Annotated in this window: 20 protein-coding genes; 15 read left to right on the top strand and 5 right to left on the bottom strand. The window is 60.6% G+C overall.

Features of this window, described 5'->3' with window-relative positions; genetic code table 11:
• Position 1 precedes the first annotated feature (1 nt).
• From waaC to BLU75_RS20305, 12 genes are all read left to right on the top strand, one after another.
• Entirely contained in the window at positions 2 to 1,063 is a 1,062-nt protein-coding gene (waaC, locus tag BLU75_RS20360) for a lipopolysaccharide heptosyltransferase I (protein WP_084379698.1), read from the top strand.
• Positions 1,063 to 2,187 carry a glycosyltransferase family 4 protein gene (locus BLU75_RS20355; RefSeq protein ID WP_084379697.1) on the top strand — a complete coding sequence of 375 codons (1,125 nt, stop codon included), beginning with the start codon at positions 1,063 to 1,065 and terminating at the stop codon, positions 2,185 to 2,187. The genes waaC and BLU75_RS20355 overlap by 1 nt, the downstream gene beginning before the upstream one ends.
• Positions 2,184 to 2,990: a lipopolysaccharide core heptose(I) kinase RfaP gene (gene rfaP / locus BLU75_RS20350; protein ID WP_090221547.1), complete on the top strand. Its 807-nt coding sequence runs from the start codon at positions 2,184 to 2,186 to the stop codon at positions 2,988 to 2,990. Before BLU75_RS20355 ends, rfaP begins: the two co-directional genes overlap by 4 nt.
• The gene (locus BLU75_RS20345) at positions 2,990 to 3,724 is read left to right on the top strand and encodes a lipopolysaccharide kinase InaA family protein (RefSeq protein WP_084379695.1); all 735 of its coding nucleotides are present in this window, start codon (positions 2,990 to 2,992) and stop codon (positions 3,722 to 3,724) included. Before rfaP ends, BLU75_RS20345 begins: the two co-directional genes overlap by 1 nt.
• A complete protein-coding gene (locus BLU75_RS20340; RefSeq protein WP_084379694.1) occupies positions 3,721 to 4,473 on the top strand; it encodes a lipopolysaccharide kinase InaA family protein in 753 nt (250 codons plus the stop codon). The genes BLU75_RS20345 and BLU75_RS20340 overlap by 4 nt, the downstream gene beginning before the upstream one ends.
• Positions 4,473 to 5,927: a lipopolysaccharide kinase InaA family protein gene (locus tag BLU75_RS20335; RefSeq protein WP_084379693.1), complete on the top strand. Its 1,455-nt coding sequence runs from the start codon at positions 4,473 to 4,475 to the stop codon at positions 5,925 to 5,927. Before BLU75_RS20340 ends, BLU75_RS20335 begins: the two co-directional genes overlap by 1 nt.
• A 446-nt stretch (positions 5,928 to 6,373) precedes the next feature.
• On the top strand, positions 6,374 to 6,715 hold the full coding sequence (locus BLU75_RS20330; protein WP_084379692.1) for a YceK/YidQ family lipoprotein: 342 nt from the start codon (positions 6,374 to 6,376) through the stop codon (positions 6,713 to 6,715).
• Positions 6,716 to 6,867: 152 nt separating this feature from the next.
• Positions 6,868 to 8,625 carry a carbamoyltransferase family protein gene (locus BLU75_RS20325; RefSeq protein WP_084379691.1) on the top strand — a complete coding sequence of 586 codons (1,758 nt, stop codon included), beginning with the start codon at positions 6,868 to 6,870 and terminating at the stop codon, positions 8,623 to 8,625.
• Positions 8,626 to 9,522, top strand: a complete 897-nt coding sequence (locus BLU75_RS20320; protein WP_084379690.1) for a GNAT family N-acetyltransferase — start codon at positions 8,626 to 8,628, stop codon at positions 9,520 to 9,522.
• On the top strand, positions 9,519 to 10,931 hold the full coding sequence (locus BLU75_RS20315; RefSeq protein ID WP_084379689.1) for a PIG-L deacetylase family protein: 1,413 nt from the start codon (positions 9,519 to 9,521) through the stop codon (positions 10,929 to 10,931). Before BLU75_RS20320 ends, BLU75_RS20315 begins: the two co-directional genes overlap by 4 nt.
• An 88-nt stretch (positions 10,932 to 11,019) precedes the next feature.
• Positions 11,020 to 12,168: a glycosyltransferase family 4 protein gene (locus BLU75_RS20310; RefSeq protein WP_084379688.1), complete on the top strand. Its 1,149-nt coding sequence runs from the start codon at positions 11,020 to 11,022 to the stop codon at positions 12,166 to 12,168.
• The gene (locus BLU75_RS20305) at positions 12,165 to 13,046 is read left to right on the top strand and encodes a glycosyltransferase (protein ID WP_084379687.1); all 882 of its coding nucleotides are present in this window, start codon (positions 12,165 to 12,167) and stop codon (positions 13,044 to 13,046) included. The genes BLU75_RS20310 and BLU75_RS20305 overlap by 4 nt, the downstream gene beginning before the upstream one ends.
• A 63-nt stretch (positions 13,047 to 13,109) precedes the next feature.
• Here BLU75_RS20305 and BLU75_RS20300 read toward each other — a convergent pair whose 3' ends face one another.
• On the bottom strand, positions 13,110 to 14,966 hold the full coding sequence (locus BLU75_RS20300) for a bifunctional O-antigen ligase/aminoglycoside phosphotransferase family protein (protein ID WP_084379686.1): 1,857 nt from the start codon (positions 14,964 to 14,966) through the stop codon (positions 13,110 to 13,112).
• A gap of 162 nt (positions 14,967 to 15,128) precedes the next feature.
• On the opposite strand from BLU75_RS20300, the gene msbA reads away from it, so the two are divergent.
• Positions 15,129 to 16,934, top strand: coding sequence for a lipid A export permease/ATP-binding protein MsbA (gene msbA, locus BLU75_RS20295; RefSeq protein ID WP_084379685.1), 1,806 nt, complete (start codon positions 15,129 to 15,131; stop codon positions 16,932 to 16,934).
• 289 nt (positions 16,935 to 17,223) lie between these two features.
• The gene (gene hldE, locus BLU75_RS20290; RefSeq protein WP_165447469.1) at positions 17,224 to 18,645 is read left to right on the top strand and encodes a bifunctional D-glycero-beta-D-manno-heptose-7-phosphate kinase/D-glycero-beta-D-manno-heptose 1-phosphate adenylyltransferase HldE; all 1,422 of its coding nucleotides are present in this window, start codon (positions 17,224 to 17,226) and stop codon (positions 18,643 to 18,645) included.
• A gap of 38 nt (positions 18,646 to 18,683) precedes the next feature.
• Here hldE and BLU75_RS20285 read toward each other — a convergent pair whose 3' ends face one another.
• The 4 genes from BLU75_RS20285 to BLU75_RS20270 form a co-directional block, all read right to left on the bottom strand.
• A complete protein-coding gene (locus tag BLU75_RS20285; RefSeq protein ID WP_084379683.1) occupies positions 18,684 to 19,652 on the bottom strand; it encodes a metal ABC transporter ATPase in 969 nt (322 codons plus the stop codon).
• Between the two features lie 41 nt (positions 19,653 to 19,693).
• The gene (locus tag BLU75_RS20280) at positions 19,694 to 20,506 is read right to left on the bottom strand and encodes an aldo/keto reductase (protein WP_084379682.1); all 813 of its coding nucleotides are present in this window, start codon (positions 20,504 to 20,506) and stop codon (positions 19,694 to 19,696) included.
• Positions 20,503 to 21,678 carry an NAD(P)/FAD-dependent oxidoreductase gene (locus BLU75_RS20275; RefSeq protein ID WP_084379681.1) on the bottom strand — a complete coding sequence of 392 codons (1,176 nt, stop codon included), beginning with the start codon at positions 21,676 to 21,678 and terminating at the stop codon, positions 20,503 to 20,505. Before BLU75_RS20275 ends, BLU75_RS20280 begins: the two co-directional genes overlap by 4 nt.
• 118 nt (positions 21,679 to 21,796) lie before the next feature.
• Positions 21,797 to 22,132 (bottom strand): DMT family transporter, encoded by a 336-nt coding sequence (locus tag BLU75_RS20270; RefSeq protein ID WP_003188013.1) that lies wholly within the window; start codon positions 22,130 to 22,132, stop codon positions 21,797 to 21,799.
• A 100-nt stretch (positions 22,133 to 22,232) separates the two neighbouring features.
• On the opposite strand from BLU75_RS20270, the gene BLU75_RS20265 reads away from it, so the two are divergent.
• Positions 22,233 to 23,123 carry a LysR family transcriptional regulator gene (locus BLU75_RS20265; protein WP_084379717.1) on the top strand — a complete coding sequence of 297 codons (891 nt, stop codon included), beginning with the start codon at positions 22,233 to 22,235 and terminating at the stop codon, positions 23,121 to 23,123.
• Positions 23,124 to 23,135: the final 12 nt, after the last annotated feature.

Below are 23,135 nucleotides of genomic sequence, written 5' to 3'. Positions count from 1 at the left end.
GTTGCGGGTACTGGTAATCAAGACCTCATCCCTGGGCGATGTGATTCATGCCCTGCCGGCGCTGACTGATGCGGCCCGGGCGATTCCGGGGATTCGTTTCGACTGGGTGGTGGAAGAAGGCTTCGCCGAGATCCCGACCTGGCATCCCGCGGTGGACAAGGTGATCCCGGTGGCGATTCGCCGCTGGCGCAAGAACCTCTGGCAAACCATCAAGAGCGGCGAATGGCGGCGTTTCAAACAGCAGGTCCAATCGACTAAATACGACCTGGTGATCGACGCCCAAGGCCTGCTGAAAAGCGCCTGGCTGACGCGCTACGTACGCGCGCCGGTGGCGGGGTTCGATAAGCAGTCGGCCCGCGAGCCGATTGCCGCGCGCTTCTATTCCCGGCGGCTGGCCGTGGCGCGTGGACAGCACGCGGTCGAACGCTTGCGCCAGTTGTTCGCGGTGGCTCTGGGCTACGACTTACCCAAAGGCTTGGGTGATTACGGTCTGAGCGTCGAGAAATTGCTCGGCCTGCCACCGAAAAAACCATTCGTGCTGCTGCTGCATGGCACCACCTGGGACACCAAGCATTGGCCTGAAGCCTATTGGCGTGACTTGGCTGAGCGCATGGGCCGCCTGGGGGTGGACGTGAAGTTGCCGTGGGGCAACCCGGCCGAAAAAGCCCGCGCCGAACGCCTGGCCCAAGGTCTGGACAATGCCCAAGTGTTGCCCAAACTCAACCTCGCCGGTGTGGCACGGGTCCTGGCGGGTGCCAGGGCCTGCGTTGCGGTGGACACGGGTCTCGGCCATTTGGCGGCCGCCCTGGACGTGCCGACGATTTCCCTGTTTGGCCCGACCAATCCGGGACTGACCGGCGCCTATGGCAAGGCGCAGATCCATCTGGCCAGCGATTTTCCGTGCGCGCCGTGCCTGCAAAAGAAATGTACGTATCAACCGACGGCCGAAGATCAGCGTCGGTTTGATCTCAAGCGTGAATCGCCGTTGTGTTTCACGCGACTGAATCCTGAGCGTGTGGCAAGCCGCCTGAGCACGTTGTTACTGGCTGAGGAGCAGCACTGATGCAACTGGCCTTTGTACTGTACAAATATTTTCCATTCGGTGGTCTGCAGCGCGATTTCATGCGCATTGCCCTGGAATGCCAGCAGCGCGGGCACCGAATTCGCGTCTATACCCTGATCTGGGAAGGCGAGGTACCACCCGGTTTTGAAGTGCTGGTGGCGCCGGTCAAGGCGCTGTTCAATCATCGGCGTAACGAAAAGCTCTTCGCCTGGATCCAGGCCGATCTGGGCAAGCGTCCGGTCGACCGGGTGGTGGGCTTCAACAAGATGCCGGGGCTGGATGTGTACTTTGCCGCCGACGGTGTGTTTGAAGACAAGGCGCAAACCTTGCGCAACCCGATGTACCGCTGGTTCGGCCGCTATAAACACTTTGCCGAGTACGAGCGAGCGGTGTTCGACAAGGACGCCAAGACCGAAATCATGGTGCTGTCCGAACAGCAGCAGGCATTGTTCAGCAAGTATTACGGTACGCCTGCCAGGCGTTTCCACTTTCTGCCGCCGGGCATCAGTCGTGATCGTCGCGCACCGCCCAACGCTGGCGCGATTCGCGCCGAATTCCGCGGTGAGTTCGGCTTGGCGGAGGATGATCTGCTGCTGGTGCAAATTGGCTCGGGCTTCAAGACCAAGGGCGTCGACCGCAGCCTCAAGGCCGTGGCTGCATTGCCTGCATCGCTGAAGAAACGCACCCGGCTGTTTGTAATCGGGCAAGACGACCCCAAAGTATTCCAATTGCAGAGTGCCGCGCTGGGCTTGGGCGAGCAGGTGCAGTTCTTCAAGGGCCGCAGCGACATCCCGCGCTTCCTGCTGGGAGCCGACTTGCTGATCCACCCGGCCTACAACGAGGCGGCCGGCATGGTGCTGATCGAAGCGGTGGTCGCCGGCCTCCCGGTACTGGTGAGCAAGGTCTGCGGTTACGCGTTCTACATCGATAAGGCCCAAAGCGGCCGAGTGTTGGACGAACCGTTCGAGCAGGACCAGCTCAACCAGTATTTGGTGGATATGCTCGACGATCCACACGCGCGTGCGGCCTGGAGCCGCAATGGTCTGGCTTTCGCTGAGACGGCCGACCTCTATAGCATGCCGCAGTACGCTGCGGACCTGATTCTGGCGGAGCCAAACCGATGAAGTTGATTCTTGCCGAACCGTTCAAGACCTTATGGGCCGGACGCGATGCGTTTGCCGAGGTCGAGAAGCTGGACGGCCAGGTGTACCGTGAACTGGATGCCCGCCGTACCTTGCGTACGGAGGTGGACGGCCACGGCTTTTTCGTGAAGATCCATCGGGGGATCGGCTGGGCCGAGATCCTCAAGAACCTCATCACCGCCAAGTTGCCGGTCCTCGGCGCCGGCCAGGAATGGCTGGCGATTCAACGCTTGCAAGCCGTCGGGGTACCCACCATGACCGCTGTGGCGTATGGCGAGAAGGGCAGCAATCCGGCCGACCAGCACTCGTTCATCGTCACCGAAGAGCTGGCGCCGACTGTCAGTCTCGAAGACTTGAGTCTGGACTGGGTCAAGCAACCGCCCAACCCCGTGATCAAACGCGCGCTGATTGCCGAAGTGGCACGCATGACCGGCATGATGCACCGCGCCGGGGTCAACCATCGCGACTGCTACATCTGCCACTTCCTGCTGCACACCGACAAACCGTTGGTGGCGAACGACTTCAAGCTCTCGGTGATTGACCTGCACCGTGCCCAGGTGCGTGCGAACATTCCGTTGCGCTGGCGCAACAAGGACCTGGCGGGACTGTATTTCTCGGCGTTGGACATTGGCCTGACCCGGCGCGACAAACTGCGCTTTCTCAAGGGCTATTTCCAGCAGCCGCTGCGCCAGCTCCTGGCCGACGAAGCGGCGCTGCTGCTCTTGCTGGAACGCAAGGCGGCCAAGCTCCACGAGCGCAAGCAACGTTACGGGGATGCACTCTGATGGCGGGTTGGATCCTGGAACCTGCCTACGCCCACTTGGCGCACGACTTTGGTAGCCTCGACGCGGTGTTCGCCCTGCAAGGCGAGCGGCTGACCCGAGATCCGCTATCCGAGGTCATTCGCGTGGAGCGCGATGGTGTCAACTATTACGTCAAGCGCTACGTAGGTGCAGGCAAAGGGTTGCGTCGTTACGTGGGGCGGCCTCGAGTCAAATCCGAATGGCAGAACCTCAAGCGCTTCGCCAAGTGGGGGATTCCGACGGCCGAGGTGGTCGCGTGGGGCCTGGAGCGCAAGGGCCTGGCCTATGACCGCGGTGCAATGATCACGCGCGAGTTGCCGAGGACCGAGGATCTGTCGGTGTTGGCCGAGCGCAATGACCCGCAATTGTCGGACCCGGTCTGGGTCGACAAGGTCAGTCGCCAGCTCGCCGAATACACGCGGATCATGCATGACCACCGCTTCACCCACAACGACCTGAAGTGGCGCAACCTGCTGATCGACGACCAGCAAACCCTGTACCTGATCGATTGTCCCAACGGCGATTTCTGGCGCGGGTTCTGGCTCAAGTACCGGATTACCAAGGATCTGGCGTGCCTGGACAAGGTCGCCAAATATCACCTGTCGGCCACCCAGCGCATGCGTTTCTATAAGCAATATCGACAGTGCAAGCACCTGAGCGCATCGGATAAACGGCGAATCCGCCACGTGGTGAAGTTTTTCGAGGGGCGTGAATGAGTGATTTCCTGGCCGCCGCCGATCGCGCTCTGCTTGAGCGCAACGGTTTGGCAACGTTCGACGAACTGTGGGCCAAGCAATTGGACGCAGTGGACGAGCCCAACACCAGCCGTGGCGGCTGGAGCAGTGTGTTTCGCCTGGAGCTTGAAGGCCACGGTTATTACCTCAAGCGCCAGAGCAACTACCTGACGCGCACGCTGTACCGGCCCTTTGGCGAGCCGAGTTTTGCCCGCGAGTTTCGCAACATCAGCCGCTATCGACAGATGGCGATTCCGGCATTGCAGGCGGTGTTCTTTGGCGAGCGCAAAGTCGGCGGCGAGCATCGCGCAATGTTGCTGACGCGTGCCCTGGATGGCTGGAATGACCTGGATACGTTGCTGGAGCAATGGTCAGTCTTGAGCGATGTCCAGCACCGCGCCATTCTGTTGGCTTGTGGCCAATTGGCGCGGCAACTGCACAGCGCCGGACAGGTGCATGGCTGCTTTTACCCCAAGCACATTTTCCTGCAGGCCACCGGCGACGGTTATGCCGCGCAGTTGATCGATCTGGAGAAAACCCGGCCCTTGCTGTTTGGCTGGCGCGACCGGGTCAAGGATCTGGAGCCGTTGCTGCGGCGTGCGCCGCAATGGTCACACGATCAGGTGCGCTGCTTATTGGCGGCTTACCTCGATCAACCTGCGGACAGCTCGCTGGTCGATAGCTGGGCCGAGCGCCTGGCTGCCCGCCGCAATCACAAGGAGACGCGTTGATGCGTTTGTCCGAGCTCAAGAATGCCGGTCGTACCCCCAGCCTGCCGCTGAGCATTGAGCTGGCCGATGCTGCCGGTCCGGGTCAGTTGCAACTGCTGAGCCTGTTGCGGGTATTGCCGGGCCAGCGTTACGTGGGCGCGGCCATCTGGCGCGGTCGTCCGGTATTGGCCAAGTTGCTGGTGGGCAACAAGGCGGCGCGGCATTTTCAGCGTGAGCTCAAAGGCGTGCGCCTGTTGGCGGAACAGGGCCTGACCACGCCATTGCTGCTGGTCGACGGGCTGCAAGACGGCGAGGGCGGCTGGCTGCTGTTCGAGTTTCTGGATGGCGCCGAGAGCCTGGCGGACGCCTGGCACGCCGTTGAAGCCCTGCCGCCCCTGGCGGACGCACAGCAAGCCGTGTTGGCCGAAGCGCTGGGCGCGATTGCGCAGATGCATGCCAAGGGCCTGTGGCAGGAAGACCTGCATCTGGACAACCTGCTGCGCCAGGACGGCAAACTGTATTTGATTGATGGCGCTGGGATTTGCGTCGAGCAGGCGGGAAAACCGCTATCGCGCAGCCGGGTGTTGGAAAACCTCGGTGTGTTTTTTGCGCAATTGCCGAAAAGTCTTGCGCCGTTTACCGAAGAGCTGCTGGTGCATTACTTGCTGAGCAACGGCGAGCATGCATTGCCGTTGGAGGCCTTGCAAAAGCAGGTGGATAAAGTCAGCGCCTGGCGTCTGAAAGACTTCCTGGGCAAGGTTGGGCGCGAATGCACGCTGTTCAGCGTGGTGCGCGGAGCCTTCGCGTTGCGCGCGATCCGCCGCGAGGAAGAGGCGTCGATGTTGCCGGTGCTGGCCCAGGCGGATGCGTTGCTCGATCAGGGCCACGTGTACAAGACCGGCGGCGCGGCCAGCGTCGCCAAGATTGAAGTTGGCGGACGGCCGCTGGTTATCAAACGCTACAACATCAAAGGCTTCGCCCATTGGCTCAAGCGTTTCTGGCGACCGAGCCGAGCCTGGCACTCCTGGCGCGAAGGCAATCGCCTGGCCTTCCTCGGCATCGCCACGCCCAAGCCGCTGGCCTTGCTGGAGCGGCGGTTTTTCTGGTTGCGCAGCCGCGCCTATCTGATCACCGAGTACTTGCCCGGCCCGGACATCATTGAGCGTTTTGCGCCGTATGTTGAAAGCGGCGAAGCACCCGAAGCAGAACTGCGGGCGCTGGATATGCTGTTTGGCGAGCTGATTCGTGAACGTATCAGTCATGGGGATCTCAAGGGGCACAACCTGTTCTGGGATCACGACCGTTGGGCGCTGATTGACTTGGACTCCATGTGTCAGCATGGCTCCTTGAGCAGCTTCGCACCGGCCTATGCCAAGGATCGTGCGCGGTTTATGCGCAATTGGCCGCAAGGCAGCGCGTTGTATCGAGTGATCGATCAGCGCTTGCCCAGGGATGTTTCGCCCATCGCCATTTAACGGCGCGCCACTCTCTAGCGCGCCGCGCTCTAACGACGCGCTACTCCCTAACGCGCCGTGCTCTAACGGCGCGCTACTCTCTAACGTACCGCGCTCTAACGACGCGCTACTCTCTAACGCGCCGCACTCTAACGGCGCACTACTCTCTAACGGCGTACCGCTTCTCTGTAGGAGCGAGCTTGCTCGCGAAAATCGTTAACGATGACGCGGGAACTCTGTCACGCCCGCGGCGCCTTCGGGTTTTTCGCGAGCAAGCTCGCTCCTACAGGAGGGCGGCGTTTAACCACTGTCAGCGCTACAACTATGAGCGTGCCTCAGGTCAAGCAAAACAGACCTTCTAACGATTCAGCCGGTGTTTGCCGAATCTACTTCCTACAGATAGTCGGGATACCCGTCCTACGCAGTCTCAGGGTAGGGTGCCTGTTTCAGGCGCGAGGGTGTTTCCGATGAATCTCACAAACGTTGTGCTTCTCACCGCCATTGTTCTATCGACCACAGCCTGCGGCACAATCGATACGCTGGCGCGTGAAGATGCGGTCACCCGCCAGAAGCTGAGGGACTTGGGTAGCTACTGTGAAAACGTGCCGCGTATCTACAGTGGCGTGGCCTACGATTTTTGTTCACTGAATGGCGAGCCCAACCGCGACAAGAGCCTGGAAGCCCAGCCGGCCGGCTCGGTGCCGTGGATTGCGTTTGATTTCGCGCTGTCCGGCATTCTCGATACTTTAGTACTGCCCTATACGATCTATCGGCAAAGTCGCGACGGTAGTATCGAAATATCCCGCTAGCCCCCCCGCGTCAACCTTGCCGCTTGCAGCTAGAGGCTTGCCGCTGCTTTTAAGCTATAATCCCGCCCTTTAGCTGTTTCTCGCCCAGGCGGGAGGCACACTTTTTTCAGGCGCCGCGCGCCTGCATGCAGACTAAAAGAGGCTAGACCCCAGTGGCATTGACGATTCTTGGCCTGTCCGGCGCCCTTAGCCATGATCCTTCCGCAGCCCTGTATATCGACGGCAAGCTGATTGCGGCCGCCGAAGAAGAGCGCTTCGTACGCGACAAACATGCAAAGAACCGCATGCCCTATGAGTCGGCGAAGTTCTGCCTGGAACAAGCCGGTATCAAGCCTTCCGACGTTGATGTGGTAGCGATTCCCTTCGCGCCGATCAGCCTGTTCGGTGAAGCGCGCTGGCACTACGCCAAGCGTTACTGGTACGCCCCGGATCGCGCCCTCGACGCGATCCTGATGGGCAACCGTCGCTACAAGCGCTATCGCAACAAGATTGTCTGGTGCCTGGAACAATTGGGCTTTGATCCGAAGAAGATCAAGATCGAACCGGTCGAGCACCATTTGGCCCACGCCTCCAGCGCTTACCACTGCTCCGGTTTCCAGGAGAAGACTGCGATCCTCGGGATCGACGGCAAGGGTGAATACGCCACGACTTTCTTCGGCTACGGCGAAAACGGCAAGATCCACAAGATCAAGGAATTCTACGATCCGGACTCCCTCGGCGGGTTGTACGGCGCGATCACCGAGTTCCTCGGTTTCGAGATGCTCGACGGTGAGTTCAAGGTCATGGGCATGGCGCCGTACGGCGATGCCAGCAAGTACGATTTTTCGCGCCTGGCCTCCTTTGAAAATGGCGAGTTGGTGATCAACACCGATTACGCCAACGTCATCGGCCTGCGCCGCTACAAAGAGAAGGGCAAGGGTTTTTACTTCTCGCCAAAATTGATCGAGTGGTTGGGCCCGAAACGCGAAGGCGACATTGCCGACGAGCCGTACATCCACTACGCGGCCAGCATGCAAGCACTGTTCGAGAAACTGGCCTTGCAGATGATTGACCACTACCTGGGCGACATCCTCAAGGACACCGGCAAGCTGGCCTTCGCTGGCGGTTGCGCACTGAACGTCAAGCTGAACCAGAAAATCATTGCCCGCGACGACGTCAAGGAGCTGTTCGTGCAGCCGGCGTCCGGCGATGCCGGTACCGCTGTCGGTGCGGCGGCCTACGTGTCTCACGCCCGCGGTGTACCGGTGGAGAAGATGGAACACGTCTATCTCGGCCCGTCCTACAGCAACGAAGATGTAATCGCTGCCTGCGCCAAGCACCCGAGCAAGCCGGCCTGGCGCCAGATCGAAAACATGCCCAAGCGTATCGCCAAGATCATGGTCGACGGCAACCCGGTGGCATGGTTCCAGGGCCGCATGGAGTTTGGCCCGCGTGCCTTGGGTGGTCGTTCGATCATCGGTTGTCCGAGCGCGACTGGCGTGGCTGACCGCATCAACCACCAGATCAAGTTCCGCGAGCGTTGGAGGCCTTTCTGCCCGTCGATGCTCGACACCGTGGCGCCGCAGATGATCAAGGTCGATCACCCCGCGCCATTCATGACCTTCACCTTTGAAGTGTCGGAAGAATGGAAAACCCGCGTGCCGGAAGTGGTGCATGAAGATGGCACCTCCCGCGCCCAGGTGCTCAAGCGCGAATACAACCCGCGCTACTACGACATGATGAAAGAGCTGGAAGTGTTGACCGGCAACGGTGTGTCGCTGAACACCTCGCTCAACCGTCGTGGCGAAGCGATGATCTGCTCGCCGACCGATGCGCTGAACATGTTCTTCGGTTCCGACCTGCAGTACCTGATCATGGAAGACATCCTCGTGGTCAAGGACGGCGTGGACCCTTATGACGCCGTGGTCTAAATGCTGAACCACTTCCAGGGTTGGCGTGAACGGGGCTGGACGCCTGTCGAACCCGAGGTTTACGCCCAGGCCTGGCAGCGTTTTGGTGGCAGTGTGGCGACGCATCCGCAGATCGTCGAGCGGTTGGCGCACCTGGCGCAGATTCCGGTGCGTTACCTGGGCTGGGAGCAAGACGGCAAACTCAAGGGTGCGATTGCCACGTGGGGGCGCGACCTGGCCTTGTCCAAGGAGGTGCTCAAGCGCAAAGGCAAGAAAGGCCTGTTTGACCTCGGTAATGCCGAGATCATCCTGCCGATTGCCGCCGATGCGCGGTTGCCGTTGCGCCATCGCGCGCGGTACCTGTCGTCCTTGAATGAAGGCCGTGTCAGCACCCTCAAGCCCCAGGCCGAGCAATTGGCCATGGCGCGTATGCCTGAAGAACTGTCGAAAAAGTTTCGCTACAACCAGCGCCGTGAATTGCGTTTGCTGGAGGAGGCGGGCGGCGTGGTGCGCGCGGTGAGCGAGTTTTCCAGTGTCGAGCTGGCGGCGATCTACTGCGACCTGTTTCAGCGCCGCTGGGGCTTTGCGGCAGCGGGCGCCGAGCGCCTGGCCGAAGTATTGGAGCTGCTCAAGGAGTTTCTTTTCGGTTCAGTGCTGTTTCTTAATGACGCTCCTATCGCCGTGCAACTGGTGTATCAAGTGCAGGCGCCGGAATGGGTCAGCGCTGAATACGTCAACGGTGGCGTTGACCCCGAGACCCGAGCGTTCAGCCCCGGCAGTGTCCTGAGCTTTCTCAATACCCAAAGTGCCTGGGAACAGGCGCGGGCCAGCGACAAGCCATTGCGTTTCTCCTTCGGTCGCGCCGATCGCGAATATAAAGAACGTTGGTGCAACCTGGTGCCGGTGTTCAGCGTATGAGTCGCAAGCAGCAATTGCTCAAGCGCCATCGGCGCAACAAACGCGTTGCGTTGGTGGTCGGCCTGCTGGTGCTGATGACAGCAGGTGTACTGGTGGCCTGGTGGCTGCCGCTGATTCTGGCGGTGCTGTTGTGGGCCGCCCATGAAGCCTGGTTTGCCGATCACCTGTTCTACTCCCCGAGTGACGACTATCAATACGCCTTTCCTGCCGATAGCGCACAGCCTGGCGTGCGTCTGGAGGCGGGCCGAGTGTTGCTGGATGCACCCTTGACGCTGGCGGGGGATGAAACACTGATCCTCGGTATCGAACTCAAAAGCTCGTGGCTGGGGCGTTTGCTCGACCCAGCAGTGGAAATGCTCGGCCTGGATGCGCCGGACCAACAAGTCTTCGAGCGGGGTGTTGCCGGGCGCCGCTATCTCAACCTGACGGGCGCCGCTCACGTGCTGGGCGCTGGCGAGCTGCGGTTGCGTGGTCGTTTTTGTCGAGTCAAAGGCCAGCCGAGGCTGTGGCTGTTTCGCCAGCCGGATTACCGTCAGCAGCGGGTCATGGTGATTGCGCCCCATGCCGACGACGCTGAGCTGGCTGCCTTCAGCCTGTACAGCCAGGCCGTTGAAAGCTGGGTGGTTACCCTGACCGCTGGCGAAATCGAAGCCGAGCACTATCAGCGGATGGGCCTGCCCAAGGCTGATGCCGCGCGTCTCAAGGGGCGCCTGCGTTCCTGGGACAGCGTGGTCGTGCCGCGTTGGGCCGGTGTACCCGAGGCACAGTGTGTGCAACTGGGCTACTTCTGCATGCAACTGCCAGCGATGCAGAGCGCGCCGCAGCAGCCTCAGGCTTCCCGCGAAGCGCAACTGGACGACACGCGACTGTTCCGTCAATTCAACGCGCTGGTGTTGCCGGGCGATGCCGATGGCGCACCGACCTGGAGCAACCTGATTGCCGACCTGCGGGTCTTGCTGCTCAAGGCACGCCCGCAAGTCGTGGTGTTGCCGACGCCGCTGCTCGATCCGCACCCGGATCACATCTGCGCCCACGCGGCGATCCTCGAAGCCTTGCAGGGTTTGGAGTGGCAGCCGGACACGTTGCTCGGATACGCCAATCACCTGCATGATAACGACCGCTGGCCCATGGGCGATTCAGGCAACGGGGTGGCGCTGCCGCCACGCTTTGATGCGACGCTTGAGCTCGTGCCCTGCAGTCTTCAGCTGTCGCTGAGCCAGCAGCAAGACAAGGCCATGGCCCTCGGCATGATGCATGATCTGCAACCGCGAGCGCCGTTCAAGCGTCGAATGCGCCGCCTGTTGCAGCAATGGCTGGCGGGCCGTGGTCCATCGCCTTACGGAGAGAATGAGTTCTTCCGCAAGTCCGTGCGTCGTCATGAATTGCTGTGGGTCCTGAAGCAGGACTGAGACCTTTTCGAGGGCGAGTGCCGCGGTGCTCGCCGACCCCTTTTTCGCCGGGCCGCGTGCCCGCAGCCCGATTGCAGCATGGAGAGTTATGAAGCCGCGGTTCAAGGTTTTGCAGTTACAGCCGGACTACAACGTCAAGAAACACGACTTCGCCGACTTGGGCGAGCAGATCGTCAAATCGTTGCCGGTGGAGCGTTTCGAGGTGACATCGGGCTTCCTCAGTGGCCGTCCGCTGCCTGGCCAGCCGTTGAGCGTGGCTGAACACTCGCACTATTTCGAGCTGCCGGAGAAGTCGCTCAAGGGCATCCGTTTTGGCGCGATGTGGCAGATCTACAAGTATTGCCGCGAGCAGAAATTCGATGTGGTCATCTGTAACCGCTTCAAGTCGGTGAACATGCTGCTGTCCCTTAACCGCTGGCTGAAGATCCCGCTGTGCGTGGGCATCTCCCATGGTTTTGGCGAGTACGCCCGTGGCTATCGCCGGCGTCAGACCCAGCGCTGGGTCAGCCCGGCGTGGCGGTTTGTCGGGGTCTCGGAGGCGGTCAAGGACTACCTGGTGGACCTCAATTGCGGATTCACCCGTGACAACACCACCTACGTCACCAACGCGATCGACATCCCGCAGGCCGAAGCGTTGCAGTTGCCGCGCGATGAAGCACGCCAGGCGCTGGGCCTGCCGCTGGATGCGCGGATGATTGGGGCGCTGGGGCGTCTGGTACCGATCAAGGGGCATACGCATTTGCTGCAAGCCTTTGCCACCCTCAAGGACAAATACCCCGAAGCCCAGGTGGGTATCATCGGGTCCGGCCGTGCCGAGGCTGACCTGCGTGCCGACATCGAGCGCCTCGGCCTGACCGGTCGCGCGCACCTGCTGGGTTTTCGTGAAGACGGCATGCAGTATGTACGCGGCTTCGATATCTGGACCATGCCTTCGCTGTTCGAAGGCCTGGGTCTGGCGCTGCTGGAAGGCATGAGCGGGCATTTGCCGGTAATCGCATCCAACGGCCCGGCCATGTTGCCGTTGGTGGAGGGGGCTGGCGGTCTGTCCCATGATCCGGGCAATGTCGAGCAACTGGCGGCGGCCCTGGACACTTATCTGGGCATGAGCGACGAGCAATTGCGAGCCAAGGGCGAGCAAGTGTTCCGCTATCTGGAAGAAAACCACACCCTGGACGAGTTTCGGAAAAAGTACCTGGACCTGATTGAAACCGGTCTGCGCGAAGTAGGTAGAGCATGAGTCAGCCACAACCGCTGGTCACGGTGATCATCGCGTCCTATAACCATGGCCCGTATATCGAGCAAAGCATCCTCAGTGTGCTGGAGCAAACGTACCCGAACATCGAGCTGCTGGTGATCGATGATGGCTCCAAGGACGACAGCGTCGAGCGCATCCAGCGTTTGCAGGCCGAGCATGCTTTTGATTTCCAGGTGCAGCAGAATCAGGGCCTGACCAACACCCTTAACGGGGCGATTGCCCGGGCCAAGGGCAGTTTGATCGCGCCCTTCGGTTCCGACGACATCATGCTGCCCGAGCGCATTGCGACTCAGGTCGCCTATATGGAAAACAAGCCGAAGGTCGGTATCTGCGCCGGCAACATCGAGCTGATCGATGGTGACGGCCAGCCTTATCCAGAAAAAAAACAGCGTCGCGACCTGCCGTTCCGCAGTCTGGATTTTGATGACCTGTTCCTGGACCGCAAGCCGTTTCCGCCAGCGCCGACCCTGATGATCCGCCGTGAGACGTTGGAGGAAGTCGGCGGCTTCGACCCGCAGATCCCGCTGGAAGACCTGCTGATCGAACTGAAGATCACCCACGCCGGCTACACCATCGATGTGTTGAATGTGGTGATGGCGCGCTATCGCCAGCACGCGACCAACACGTACAAAAACCATCGCTACATGATCCAGAACATCCTCAAGACGTATGCGCTGTTCAGCGATCATCCGTCCTATGACGCGGTGCGCTACAACTTCCTCAACTCGATGTTCCTCAAGACCGCCGACCGCGACCGGGGGCTGGCGCGGGAGATCCTCAAGCAGATCCCGTTGAAGTTCTGGGGGCGCAAGACCTTGCGCGGGTTGCAGCGCTTATACCTGGCGCCGCTCAGAAGCTGAGTGCGCAGGCTTGGGGGCGTAGTGAAAAAGGCGACTGTCACGCAGTGATAGTCGCCTTTTTTATCAGGTGGCCGCCCGTGCGAAGGTCAGCACCTGTTCACGGATCTTCGCCGTGGCGCGGGGGCTGGCGACCGACGCGTAGCCCTTGGCCAGTTGCTCGAAATGCGCTTCGAACAACCAACTGCGGTCTTGCGGGTAGCGCTGCATGTGCCGCAGGTTGCGTTGGCGCAGGCTATTGCTCAGGGCGGACGGCAGGATACGCATGTCGGCCAGGTCAATCAGGCCGAACTCGCCGTCGTCCATCAACAGCACGTTGCCCAGGTGCAGGGAGCGGAAGTACACGCCGCGTTCGTGCAGTTGTGCCATGAACCGACCGAAACGCTCGATCAGCGATTCGCGCAGGCTGCTGTCCAGGCTTTGCAAGGCCTGGCGCAAAGTCAGGCCCGGCAGCGGCTGATAAGTGACAACGCTGCTGCCGTCTTTCAGGCGATACAGGTCGAGGATCTCCGGGCTGGGAATCCCCAACGTCTGCAATCGCTCGCTATTGCTGGCAAAACGTTCGGAATACGGATTGAAGCTGCCGGAGGTGTACCAGCGCCGTGGGCGGAAAATCTTCAGAAAACTGCCATCTTCCAGGCGCAGGACTTTTGGGCCCAGGCCATCGGCTTCAATCACATGGGCGTTGCTGCACAGCTGCTCGAAAACCTCGGGCTTGAGGGATTGCACCGGCATGCGTAACAAGCTGCGACGACGTTGGGCGATGTTCAGGCCGGCGACCAGCGCCAAGGGGATCCATAGCAAGAACCAGTGTTCCTTGGGCCGCGAAAGAATGCCGCCACCTTCGGTCAGGCCCGCACCGATGCCATAGGCCAGCAGGCTCGACGCCAGGATGAACAGGGGTTGGGCGCGCTGCTTGACGCTTGTATAGAGGGCCCAGCCGAGCATGAAAATCCACGGAATGAAGCCGATGATGCCGACGTAATAGATCACCCCAAGGGCGAAACTGTGGGGTTCGCGCAGCTCTTTACCATAAGCGAGCTTCAGGTACAGCTCGGAATCAAAGCTGTGACCGATCCAGGGATGTTCCGCGATCCGCTGCAGTGTCATGGCCCACAGCTCAAAACGGAAAGAAGAGCCGCGCTGGGTGATTTGTTCGGGGAAGAACAGCGCGATGGTCAGGGTGCTTAGCACGAGTCCGCCAATCATCAGGGCCGATCGCCGATTACGAGTGACAAAGCTGAGCCAGAGCACGGCCAGCACCAGGGCCACCAACGGCGTTCTGGAACCGGTAGCCAATACCGCTGCAACCATGATTGCCAGCGCCGGGCCGGCGAGCCACAGCACTTGCAAGCGTTTACTGGTGGCGCATATATACAGCCAGTAGACACTGAAAAAACCAAACAGGTGCGAGCTGAGCAACGGGTTGTCCAGGGCGCCATGACCGCCGATCATGCGCATACCGGGCCTGAAACCCTGCATGAACGCTATCAGATTGAGTGCACTGACAATCAACGCGATCAGCGCCGCACTGAAGAAGATCGGTTTAAACAGCTCATTGCGGTAATGCAGCAACAAGCCACACCCGGCGAACAACATAAAGGTGTGCAGCGGCCGCTTGAACAGGTCGATGTCCGGATGTTGCTCCGGGCTCCAGAACAGGCTGAACAGTGCCCACACCGAAAACAGCGTGAAGGCTATCGCCAGGGGTTCACGGAAAACCTGCTTGAGCTCGGTCGGGCGCAGGCACAGCAAGAACAAGGTGGGGATGCTGAACAGGCCGTAGTAGAACTTGTGCAGGATGTTTCGATTGCTGACAAAGAACAGGGCACTCAAGAGGAGGATCAAGCCAATAGGCAAAATCCACAGGCACAAGAAGTCAAATACGCGATTCGAGCCATAGGTGAGGCGCTTGGAGTGCATACAGAAAAGCCATTCCAGAATAGAAAGAAAGCCGACCCTCTTAAGGTGGTGGCTAAATAGTATCTCATGTCGAGGCCATACCGCCCACAGCGGATGTCGGGTGCAAGTACAACAGAGAAGCTGTGCTAAAGTCAGCCTCCTTTTTCAAAACCGCCGCGTGATATGACCGACTCCAGTCCGAGCGCAAGCCCTTCGAGCTTGAAAATATACTTCCGTCTGCTCAGTTACGTTAAGCCTTATGCCGGCTTGTTCGCACTGAGTATCCTCGGCTTTCTGATTTTCGCCTCGACCCAGCCGATGCTGGGGTACATCCTCAAGTACTTTGTCGACGGCCTGTCCAATCCTGAAGCGGTGTTGTTCCCCACCGTGCCGTACCTGCGCGACCTGCAGCTGCTGCAGGCTGTGCCGCTGCTGATCATCCTGATCGCCGCCTGGCAAGGTCTGGGTTCATTCCTGGGTAACTACCTGTTGGCCAAGGTCTCCCTGGGCCTGGTCCACGACTTGCGGGTGCAGTTGTTCAACAATCTGTTGACCCTGCCCAATCGCTATTTCGACAATCACAACTCCGGGCATCTGATCTCGCGCATTACCTTCAACGTGACCATGGTCACGGGGGCGGCAACCGATGCGATCAAGGTGGTGATTCGCGAAGGCATGACGGTGATCTTCCTGTTTGCCTCGCTGTTGTACATGAACTGGCGCCTGACGTTGGTGATGATCGCTATCCTGCCGCTGATTGCAGTGATGGTCAGCACGGCGAGCAAGAAATTCCGCAAACAGAGCAAGAAAATCCAGGTAGCCATGGGCGACGTTACCCACGTGGCCTCGGAGACTATCCAGGGTTATCGCGTGGTACGCAGCTTTGGTGGCGAGGTCTACGAGCAGAAGCGTTTCCTCAAGGCCAGCCTGAGCAATACCAACAAGCAACTGCGCATGACCCGCACCGGGGCGATCTATACGCCGGCGCTGCAGTTGGTGATCTACACCGCCATGGCGGTGCTGATGTTCCTGGTGCTGTATCTGCGTGGCGATGCGTCTGCCGGTGACATGGTGGCCTACATCACCCTGGCTGGCCTGTTGCCGAAGCCGATCCGGCAGTTGTCGGAAGTCAGTTCGACCATCCAGAAAGGCGTGGCCGGTGCCGAGAGCATTTTCGAGCAGTTGGACGAAGAAGTGGAAGTCGACCGTGGCACTGTCGAGCGCGATGCGGTGAATGGCCGTCTGGAAGTGCGCAACCTGAACTTCACGTATCCGGGCACCGATCGCCATGTCCTCAAGGACATCAGTTTTGTCGCCGAGCCGGGGCAGATGGTTGCCCTGGTCGGGCGCTCGGGCAGCGGCAAGTCGACCCTGGCGGGGTTGATTCCGCGCTTCTACCATCATGAAAGTGGCGAGATCCTGCTCGATGGCGTGGAAATCGAAGAATATCGCCTGCTGAACCTGCGCCAGCACATCGCCCAGGTGACCCAGCATGTGACGTTGTTCAGCGACACCGTGACCAACAACATTGCCTACGGTGATCTGGCCGGCGCGCCTCGGGAAGCTGTTGAAGCGGCTGCCGCGGATGCTTATGCCAAGGACTTTATCGACCAGTTGCCCAAGGGGTTTGATACCCAGGTCGGTGAAAACGGTGTGTTGCTGTCGGGTGGCCAACGCCAGCGCCTGGCAATCGCCCGGGCCTTGCTCAAGAATGCGCCGGTGTTGATTCTCGACGAAGCGACCTCGGCCCTCGACACCGAGTCCGAGCGCCATATCCAGGCGGCCTTGGACAAGGTCATGCAAGGTCGAACCACGTTGGTGATTGCTCATCGCCTGTCGACCATTGAAAAGGCCGACCTGATTCTGGTGATGGATGATGGTCAGATTGTCGAGCGGGGCACCCACGGCCAATTGTTGGCGCTGAACGGCTACTACGCGCGATTGCATGCCATGGGCCTGGACGCGCCGGTGACGGCTAACATCACCTGACGGCTCGAGCGCAGGGCGTGGATACCGTCGTGGAACTCGCCCAGCAAGCGCAAATTGCGTGTCCCGTAGCAGCTGTCGAGCCTCGCCAAGGCTCGACAGCTGCTACGGGTTAACGATGCTCCAAGCGCTCCAAGCCTGTATCTACGAGCGATCACGCTCAAGATCTCGATTGGGTGGTCACGATTCTCACGTATGTGCCCGCTGAAACATCTTCTCCTACACCCCGACAAGCCTTTGACAACCCTGTGCTAATATCGCGCCCCTGTTCATTTTGTATGTGGGTTGCTCCATGAAGTTGTCCATGCCGCGATTCGATCAAGCCCCTGTCTTGGTGGTCGGCGATGTCATGCTCGACCGTTACTGGCATGGCGGTACCTCACGGATTTCCCCTGAGGCACCGGTACCGGTAGTCAAGGTCGAGCAAATCGAAGACCGTCCAGGCGGCGCTGCCAACGTTGCCCTCAATATTGCCGCCCTCGGCGCCCCTGCCTCCCTGGTGGGGGTGACCGGTGACGATGAAGCCGCCGACAGTCTGGCCAACAGCCTGCATGGTGCCGGCGTGCGTGCATTGTTCCAGCGCATTGCCCATCAACCGACCACCGTCAAGCTGCGAGTCATGAGTCGTCACCAGCAATTGCTGCGTATCGACTTTGAAGAACCCTCCGCCACTGACGCCCTGGCCCTCAGCCAACAGGTCGATGAGTTGCTGGAAGGCATCAAGGTGCTGGTCCTGTCCGACTACGGTAAAGGCGCGCTGAAAAATCACCAGATGCTGATCCAGGCCGCCAAGGCCCGCGGCATTCCGGTGCTGGCCGATCCCAAGGGCAAGGACTTCTCGATCTATCGGGGGGCCAGCCTGATTACGCCTAATCTCAGTGAGTTTGAAGCCATCGTCGGTGGTTGCGCCGATGAGCACGATCTGGTGACCAAGGGCGCGAGTCTCATGGCAGACCTCGACCTCGGTGCGCTGCTGGTGACCCGCGGCGAGCACGGCATGACCTTGTTGCGTCCTGATCATCCGGCCATGCACTTGCCGGCGCGGGCACGTGAAGTGTTCGACGTCACCGGTGCCGGCGACACGGTGATTTCCACCCTGGCCGCCGCTATCGCGGCTGGCGAGGAGTTGCCCCACGCCGTGGCCCTGGCCAATCTGGCGGCGGGCATCGTGGTCGGCAAGCTGGGTACGGCCGCCATCAGCGCCCCTGAACTGCGTCGGGCGATCCAGCGTGAAGAAGGTTCGGAGCGCGGTGTATTGAGCCTTGAGCAACTGCTGCTGGCGATTGATGATGCACGCGCGCACAACGAGAGCATTGTCTTCACCAATGGCTGTTTCGACATCCTGCACGCGGGACACGTGACCTACCTTGAGCAGGCGCGCGCCCAGGGTGATCGCTTGATCGTTGCGGTCAATGACGATGCGTCGGTCAGTCGCCTGAAAGGGCCGGGTCGCCCGATCAACAGTGTCGACCGACGTATGGCGGTCCTGGCGGGTCTGGGGGCGGTGGACTGGGTGATCAGTTTTGCCGAAGCGACCCCGGAAAACCTGCTGGCGCACGTCAAGCCGGACGTGCTGGTCAAGGGCGGGGATTACTCGGTCGACCAAGTCGTCGGCGGCAATATCGTCAGCGCCTACGGTGGCAAGGTCAAAGTGTTGGGGTTGGTGGAAAACAGCTCGACCACGGCGATTGTGGAAAAAATCCGCAATCGTTGAAGGGCATGCGGGAACGAGCTGGCTCGCTCCCGCAGGTCTTAGCGACTCGCTTTTTTCTTCGGCACTATCTTGCGCAAAATCTGTTGCGCCTTGCCGGTCAGTCGTTTCAATTTCGATTCCTTCTCCGGCGCGCTCAAGCCCTGCTGTCTCAGCCAGTCCTTCCATCTGATCCGTTCATCGCGCACCAGCCAGCCTTCCTGCAGGGCGAAGCTCTCCGCCAGGAACAATCCTCGGGTGCTGGCCGGTATCAGTTGATCCTTCTTCAGCGTATACAGCTCGGCGCAAGGCTGGCCGTCTTTGAGGGGCATCAGGTACAGGTCCGGGCGTTGGCGGTCCAGGCGTGCCACCAGTTGGTCGCCTTCCAGGCGTTCATCCACATGAAACAGGCTCAACGACTTGGCTTCTTTCGGCACTTCCAGGCGCAAGTCGTAAATCAACTGCAACGATGCTGTCGGCAGATGCACATAGGCCTGTGGGCGTTCGATCAACTGCATGTTGGCGCAGCGCACCGGGCGGGCCGCGCCGGACAAGGGCGACAGGCGAAACGGCAGGGCCTCGCGGTAATGCAGGGCGCTAGAATAGGGCGCCGGTAGCCAGGTGTCGTTGAAGCGGCCGCCAAGCCAGCCTTCCGGGGTTTCCAGCAGGCACTCTTCGGCAATTTCCTGGATCGCGGTGTGCAGTGGCAGGTTCAATTCATGGGCGGGCACGTACCCGGAAATCAGCTTGAGCACCACGTCGCCGCGGTCCTGTCGGCGCTGGCGTACCAGCACCCAGTAATCACGATTCTGCCAATGCAGGGTCAGTCGCACCGAGACCCCGAGGTTGGCCAGCTCCATCGAAAAGCGTTCGGCATCTGCCACTTCCACCGGTTTGCGGCGTTGCAAGGTCTGGGCGAAGTTGAGCGGCATGCCCACACTCTGGTAGCTCAGGCCTTCGGGGGTGGCCTCGACGTACAGCGGCAGAGTCTTGAAGTTGCTGGGATTTTTTCTTATGAGCGTTCGCGGCATGTCGGCTCCTTCCTGCGTCGGGGTCGGCCGCGTCGGCGGCATCAGCGTTGACGAATGACCTTGGCAGCGGTCGCCACGTTATGGGCCAGGTGCAGCGGATTGATGGTCCCGACAATAGCACTGGCTACGCCGGTTTGCGCAAACAACATCATGAAACTGGCGTGAATTGGATCCACTCCAGGCTCCAGGCAAACATGACCGCTGGCCAGGGCCTTTTTTACCAGAATGCCTTTGCCATGGGTCGCCGCATAATCAATCACGGCTTTTTCGGCCTGTTCGTTCAGATTGTAGGTGACCATCGCGCAATCGCCCTGTTCCAGAGCCTTCACACCGCCCTCGACGGTCTTGCCGGAAAAGCCGAAGCCGCGAATCTTGCCCTCGCGCTTGAGGTCCGCGAGGGTCTGGTAGACCTCGCAATCGTTCAGGATATGCAAGTCGTTGCCGTCGGAATGCACCAGCATCAGATCAATGAAGTCCGTTTCCAGTCGCTGCAGGCTACGCTCGACCGAAAGCCGCGTATGAGCGGCGCTGAAATCATGCAGGGACACGCCGTCGGCGAACTCTTCGCCGACTTTGCTCACGATCACCCAATCCTTGCGTTGGCCGCGCAGCAGCGGCCCGAGGCGCTCTTCGCTGCGGCCGTAGGCGGGTGCGGTGTCGATCAAGTTGATCCCCAGCTCACGGGCCTGGCGCAGCAGCATGCGTGCCTCTTCATCACCTGGGATCTGGAATCCGTTGGGGTATTTCACGCCCTGGTCGCGTCCCAGCTTGACGGTTCCCAGGCCGAGTGGCGATACCAGCAGGCCGGTGCTGCCCAGCGGACGGTGAAGTTCGTGCAGGGTCGGCAGGCTCATGGCAACAATTGCTCCCACGCAGGTTGTGCGATGGTCGGGCGTGGCAGTTCCGGAAGGGGATCGTTGTTCAGCGGCTTGATGCCGTCGCGTTCCAGGGCGTTGATCACCCGATCAGCGAAGTCCGGTGCCAGCGCCAGCTTGGTCGGCCAGCCCGCCAGCAGGCGGCCCTGTTCGGCGAGAAAGGCGTTGTCCGGGCGTGTCATGCCCGATTGCAGGGGCTCGGCGCGGTCCACGCGCAAAGTGGCCCAACGGGTCTGGTTCATGTCGATCCAGGGCAACAACTGGGCAAGCTCTTTTTGCGCGGTGGCAATCTGTTCGTCCGGGGTGCGGGCCACGCCTTCGGCTTCGGCGATATCTCCACCGATATACCAGACCCAATTACCATCGGCCGCCGGATGCGTGGTGACGGTGAGCCGTGGCTTGGTGCTGCCACCCAGGCAATGGGCGTACAACGGCTTGAGGCCGGGGCCCTTGGCAATGATCATGTGCAGAGGACGCTTTTGCATGGTCGGCTGGCTCAGGCCCAGCGCTGTCAGTACATCAGCCGTACCGCCGCCGGCACTCAACACGATGCGTTGGGCGCGGATCTCGCGGTCGTCGACCTTCAAGCCGACCAGCTCGCCGCCTTCCAGCAAGGGTGCAATCTGTTGCCCGGCCAGCAACCCGTCGCCGGCCAGGTGTGCCAGGCGCGCTATCAGGCTCGGCACGTCGACCACCAGTTCAGCCAGGCGATAAACCTTGCCCTTGAAGCGGCGATCTTGCAAGGCAATGGGTAAATCGTCGCCCTTGACCTGATCGACCCGGCCACGCACCGCCTTGCTGGCGAAAAAACTGGTGAGGTTGCCGGCCAGGGTGCCTGGCGACCATAGATAGTGGGCCTGGGACAGCAGGCGTACGCCCGACAGATCAAGTTCGCCGTCGCCGGCCAAGGCTTCACGCCAGCGGCGGGGCATGTCGGCAATGGCTTCGGACGCGCCGGTCAGGGCGCCGTGCAACGCGTATTTCGCACCGCCGTGAATGATCCCCTGGGATTTCACGCTTTGTCCGCCACCGAGGGTGGCGCTTTCCACCACAATCGTGGAAAACCCCTGGCTGCGCAGGCGCGCATTGAGCCAGAGGCCGGCAACCCCGGCGCCGACGATCAGCACGTCGGTGGAAATAACGGATGGCATGGGCGTCGGACCTCGGCGGCTAAAAACAGGCAGTATACCGCGCAGCTACAAGTTTCAAGCTTCAAGCGTCAAGTTAGAGGAGGTCTGCATGGCTTTTTCTGGTCGCTTGCAGCTGCTTTTAATGGCCTGCTGTTTTCGAAAACAGCTGAATCACCACCACCCCGAGCACAATCAAGCCCATCCCCAGCATCGCCGGCACGTCGAGTTTCTGCCCGTAGATAAACAGCGCGGCGATGCTGACCATGACGATTCCCATCCCGGCCCATACCGCATAAGCCACGCCCACCGGTACGGTGCGCACTACCAGGGTGAGCATCCAGAAGGCCACGCCATAGCCGACAATGACCAGCAGCAGAGGAATCGGGGTGCTCCAGCCCTTGATCGCCTTCATGGAAACGGTAGCGATCACTTCCGAGCAGATGGCAATGGCCAAGTAGTAGTAGGCGGCGTTCATGGGTAAATCCTCGGCGTGTCGTACAAATGAGGTCGGTATTTTAGTGGCTTATCAGATGCGGTAAAGTCATTACCTATCCGAATTGAAGATGGGTTTGGCGATGAGCGTGCAGTGGAACCTGGATCAGATGCGCCTGTTTGTCAGCGTCGCCGAGCAGCGGTCGTTTTCGGCGGTGGCCCGGCACCAGCGCAAGGCGCAGTCGGCGGTCAGCAATGGCATTGCGTTGCTGGAGGCGGATTTGGGGGTCAGTCTTTTCGAGCGCAGCAGCGGGCGTCAGCCTCGTCTGACCGAAGCCGGCGCGGTGCTGCTGGAGGAGGCCCGGGAAGTATTGCGCCAGTGCGAGCGCCTGAATGGCCGCGCCCTGTCGTTGCTGCGCGGCGAAGAAGCGAGTCTGCGCCTGGCCCAGGACGAAGCGATGTTGTATCAGCCGGTGCTCGACAGCCTTGAAGCGTTGGCGGGGAAATTTCCGAGTCTCGAAGTGCAGTTGTCCAGTACGGCTCAGGGCGATGTCGCACGCAAACTGGTGGAGCGCAAGGCCGACCTGGGGTTGTTGTTCTACCATGACCAGATCCCCGAGGCGCTTGAGCGGCGGGTGGTCGGCAGCGTGGAAATGGTCACGGTCTGCGGTGTCGGGCACCCGATGGCCAGCGACAAGTTCGTCGATTGCCAGCGCTTGGCGCAGTTTCGTCAGTTATTGATGTCGACCCAGACCAGCGTCTATCCCGGCAGCGAAGCGGCCAGCCCGCAGGTGTGGCGCGCCGACAGCTTCTACGTGCTGGCCGAGTGGCTGGTTCGTGGCCTCGGTTGGGCGTGGTTGCCACGGCATGTGGTGCAATACCCTACCTATGTAGGGCAGATCGTCGAACTGGACAGTGAATGGACCCCGCCGGCCTTGGTGGTGGAGCTGGTTTGGCGCCGTGACGAACCGCTGGGCCCGGCTGCGAGCTTTCTTGCTGAGCGTTTTACCGAGTGCTTGCAGGCGATCGATTGAAAAAGCCGATAA

The sequence above is a fragment of the Pseudomonas mucidolens genome, assembly GCF_900106045.1.
Lineage (GTDB): Bacteria > Pseudomonadota > Gammaproteobacteria > Pseudomonadales > Pseudomonadaceae > Aquipseudomonas > Aquipseudomonas mucidolens.
The sequence above is the reverse complement of the archived record's forward strand: the minus strand, read 5'-3'. Positions and strand labels throughout refer to the sequence as shown.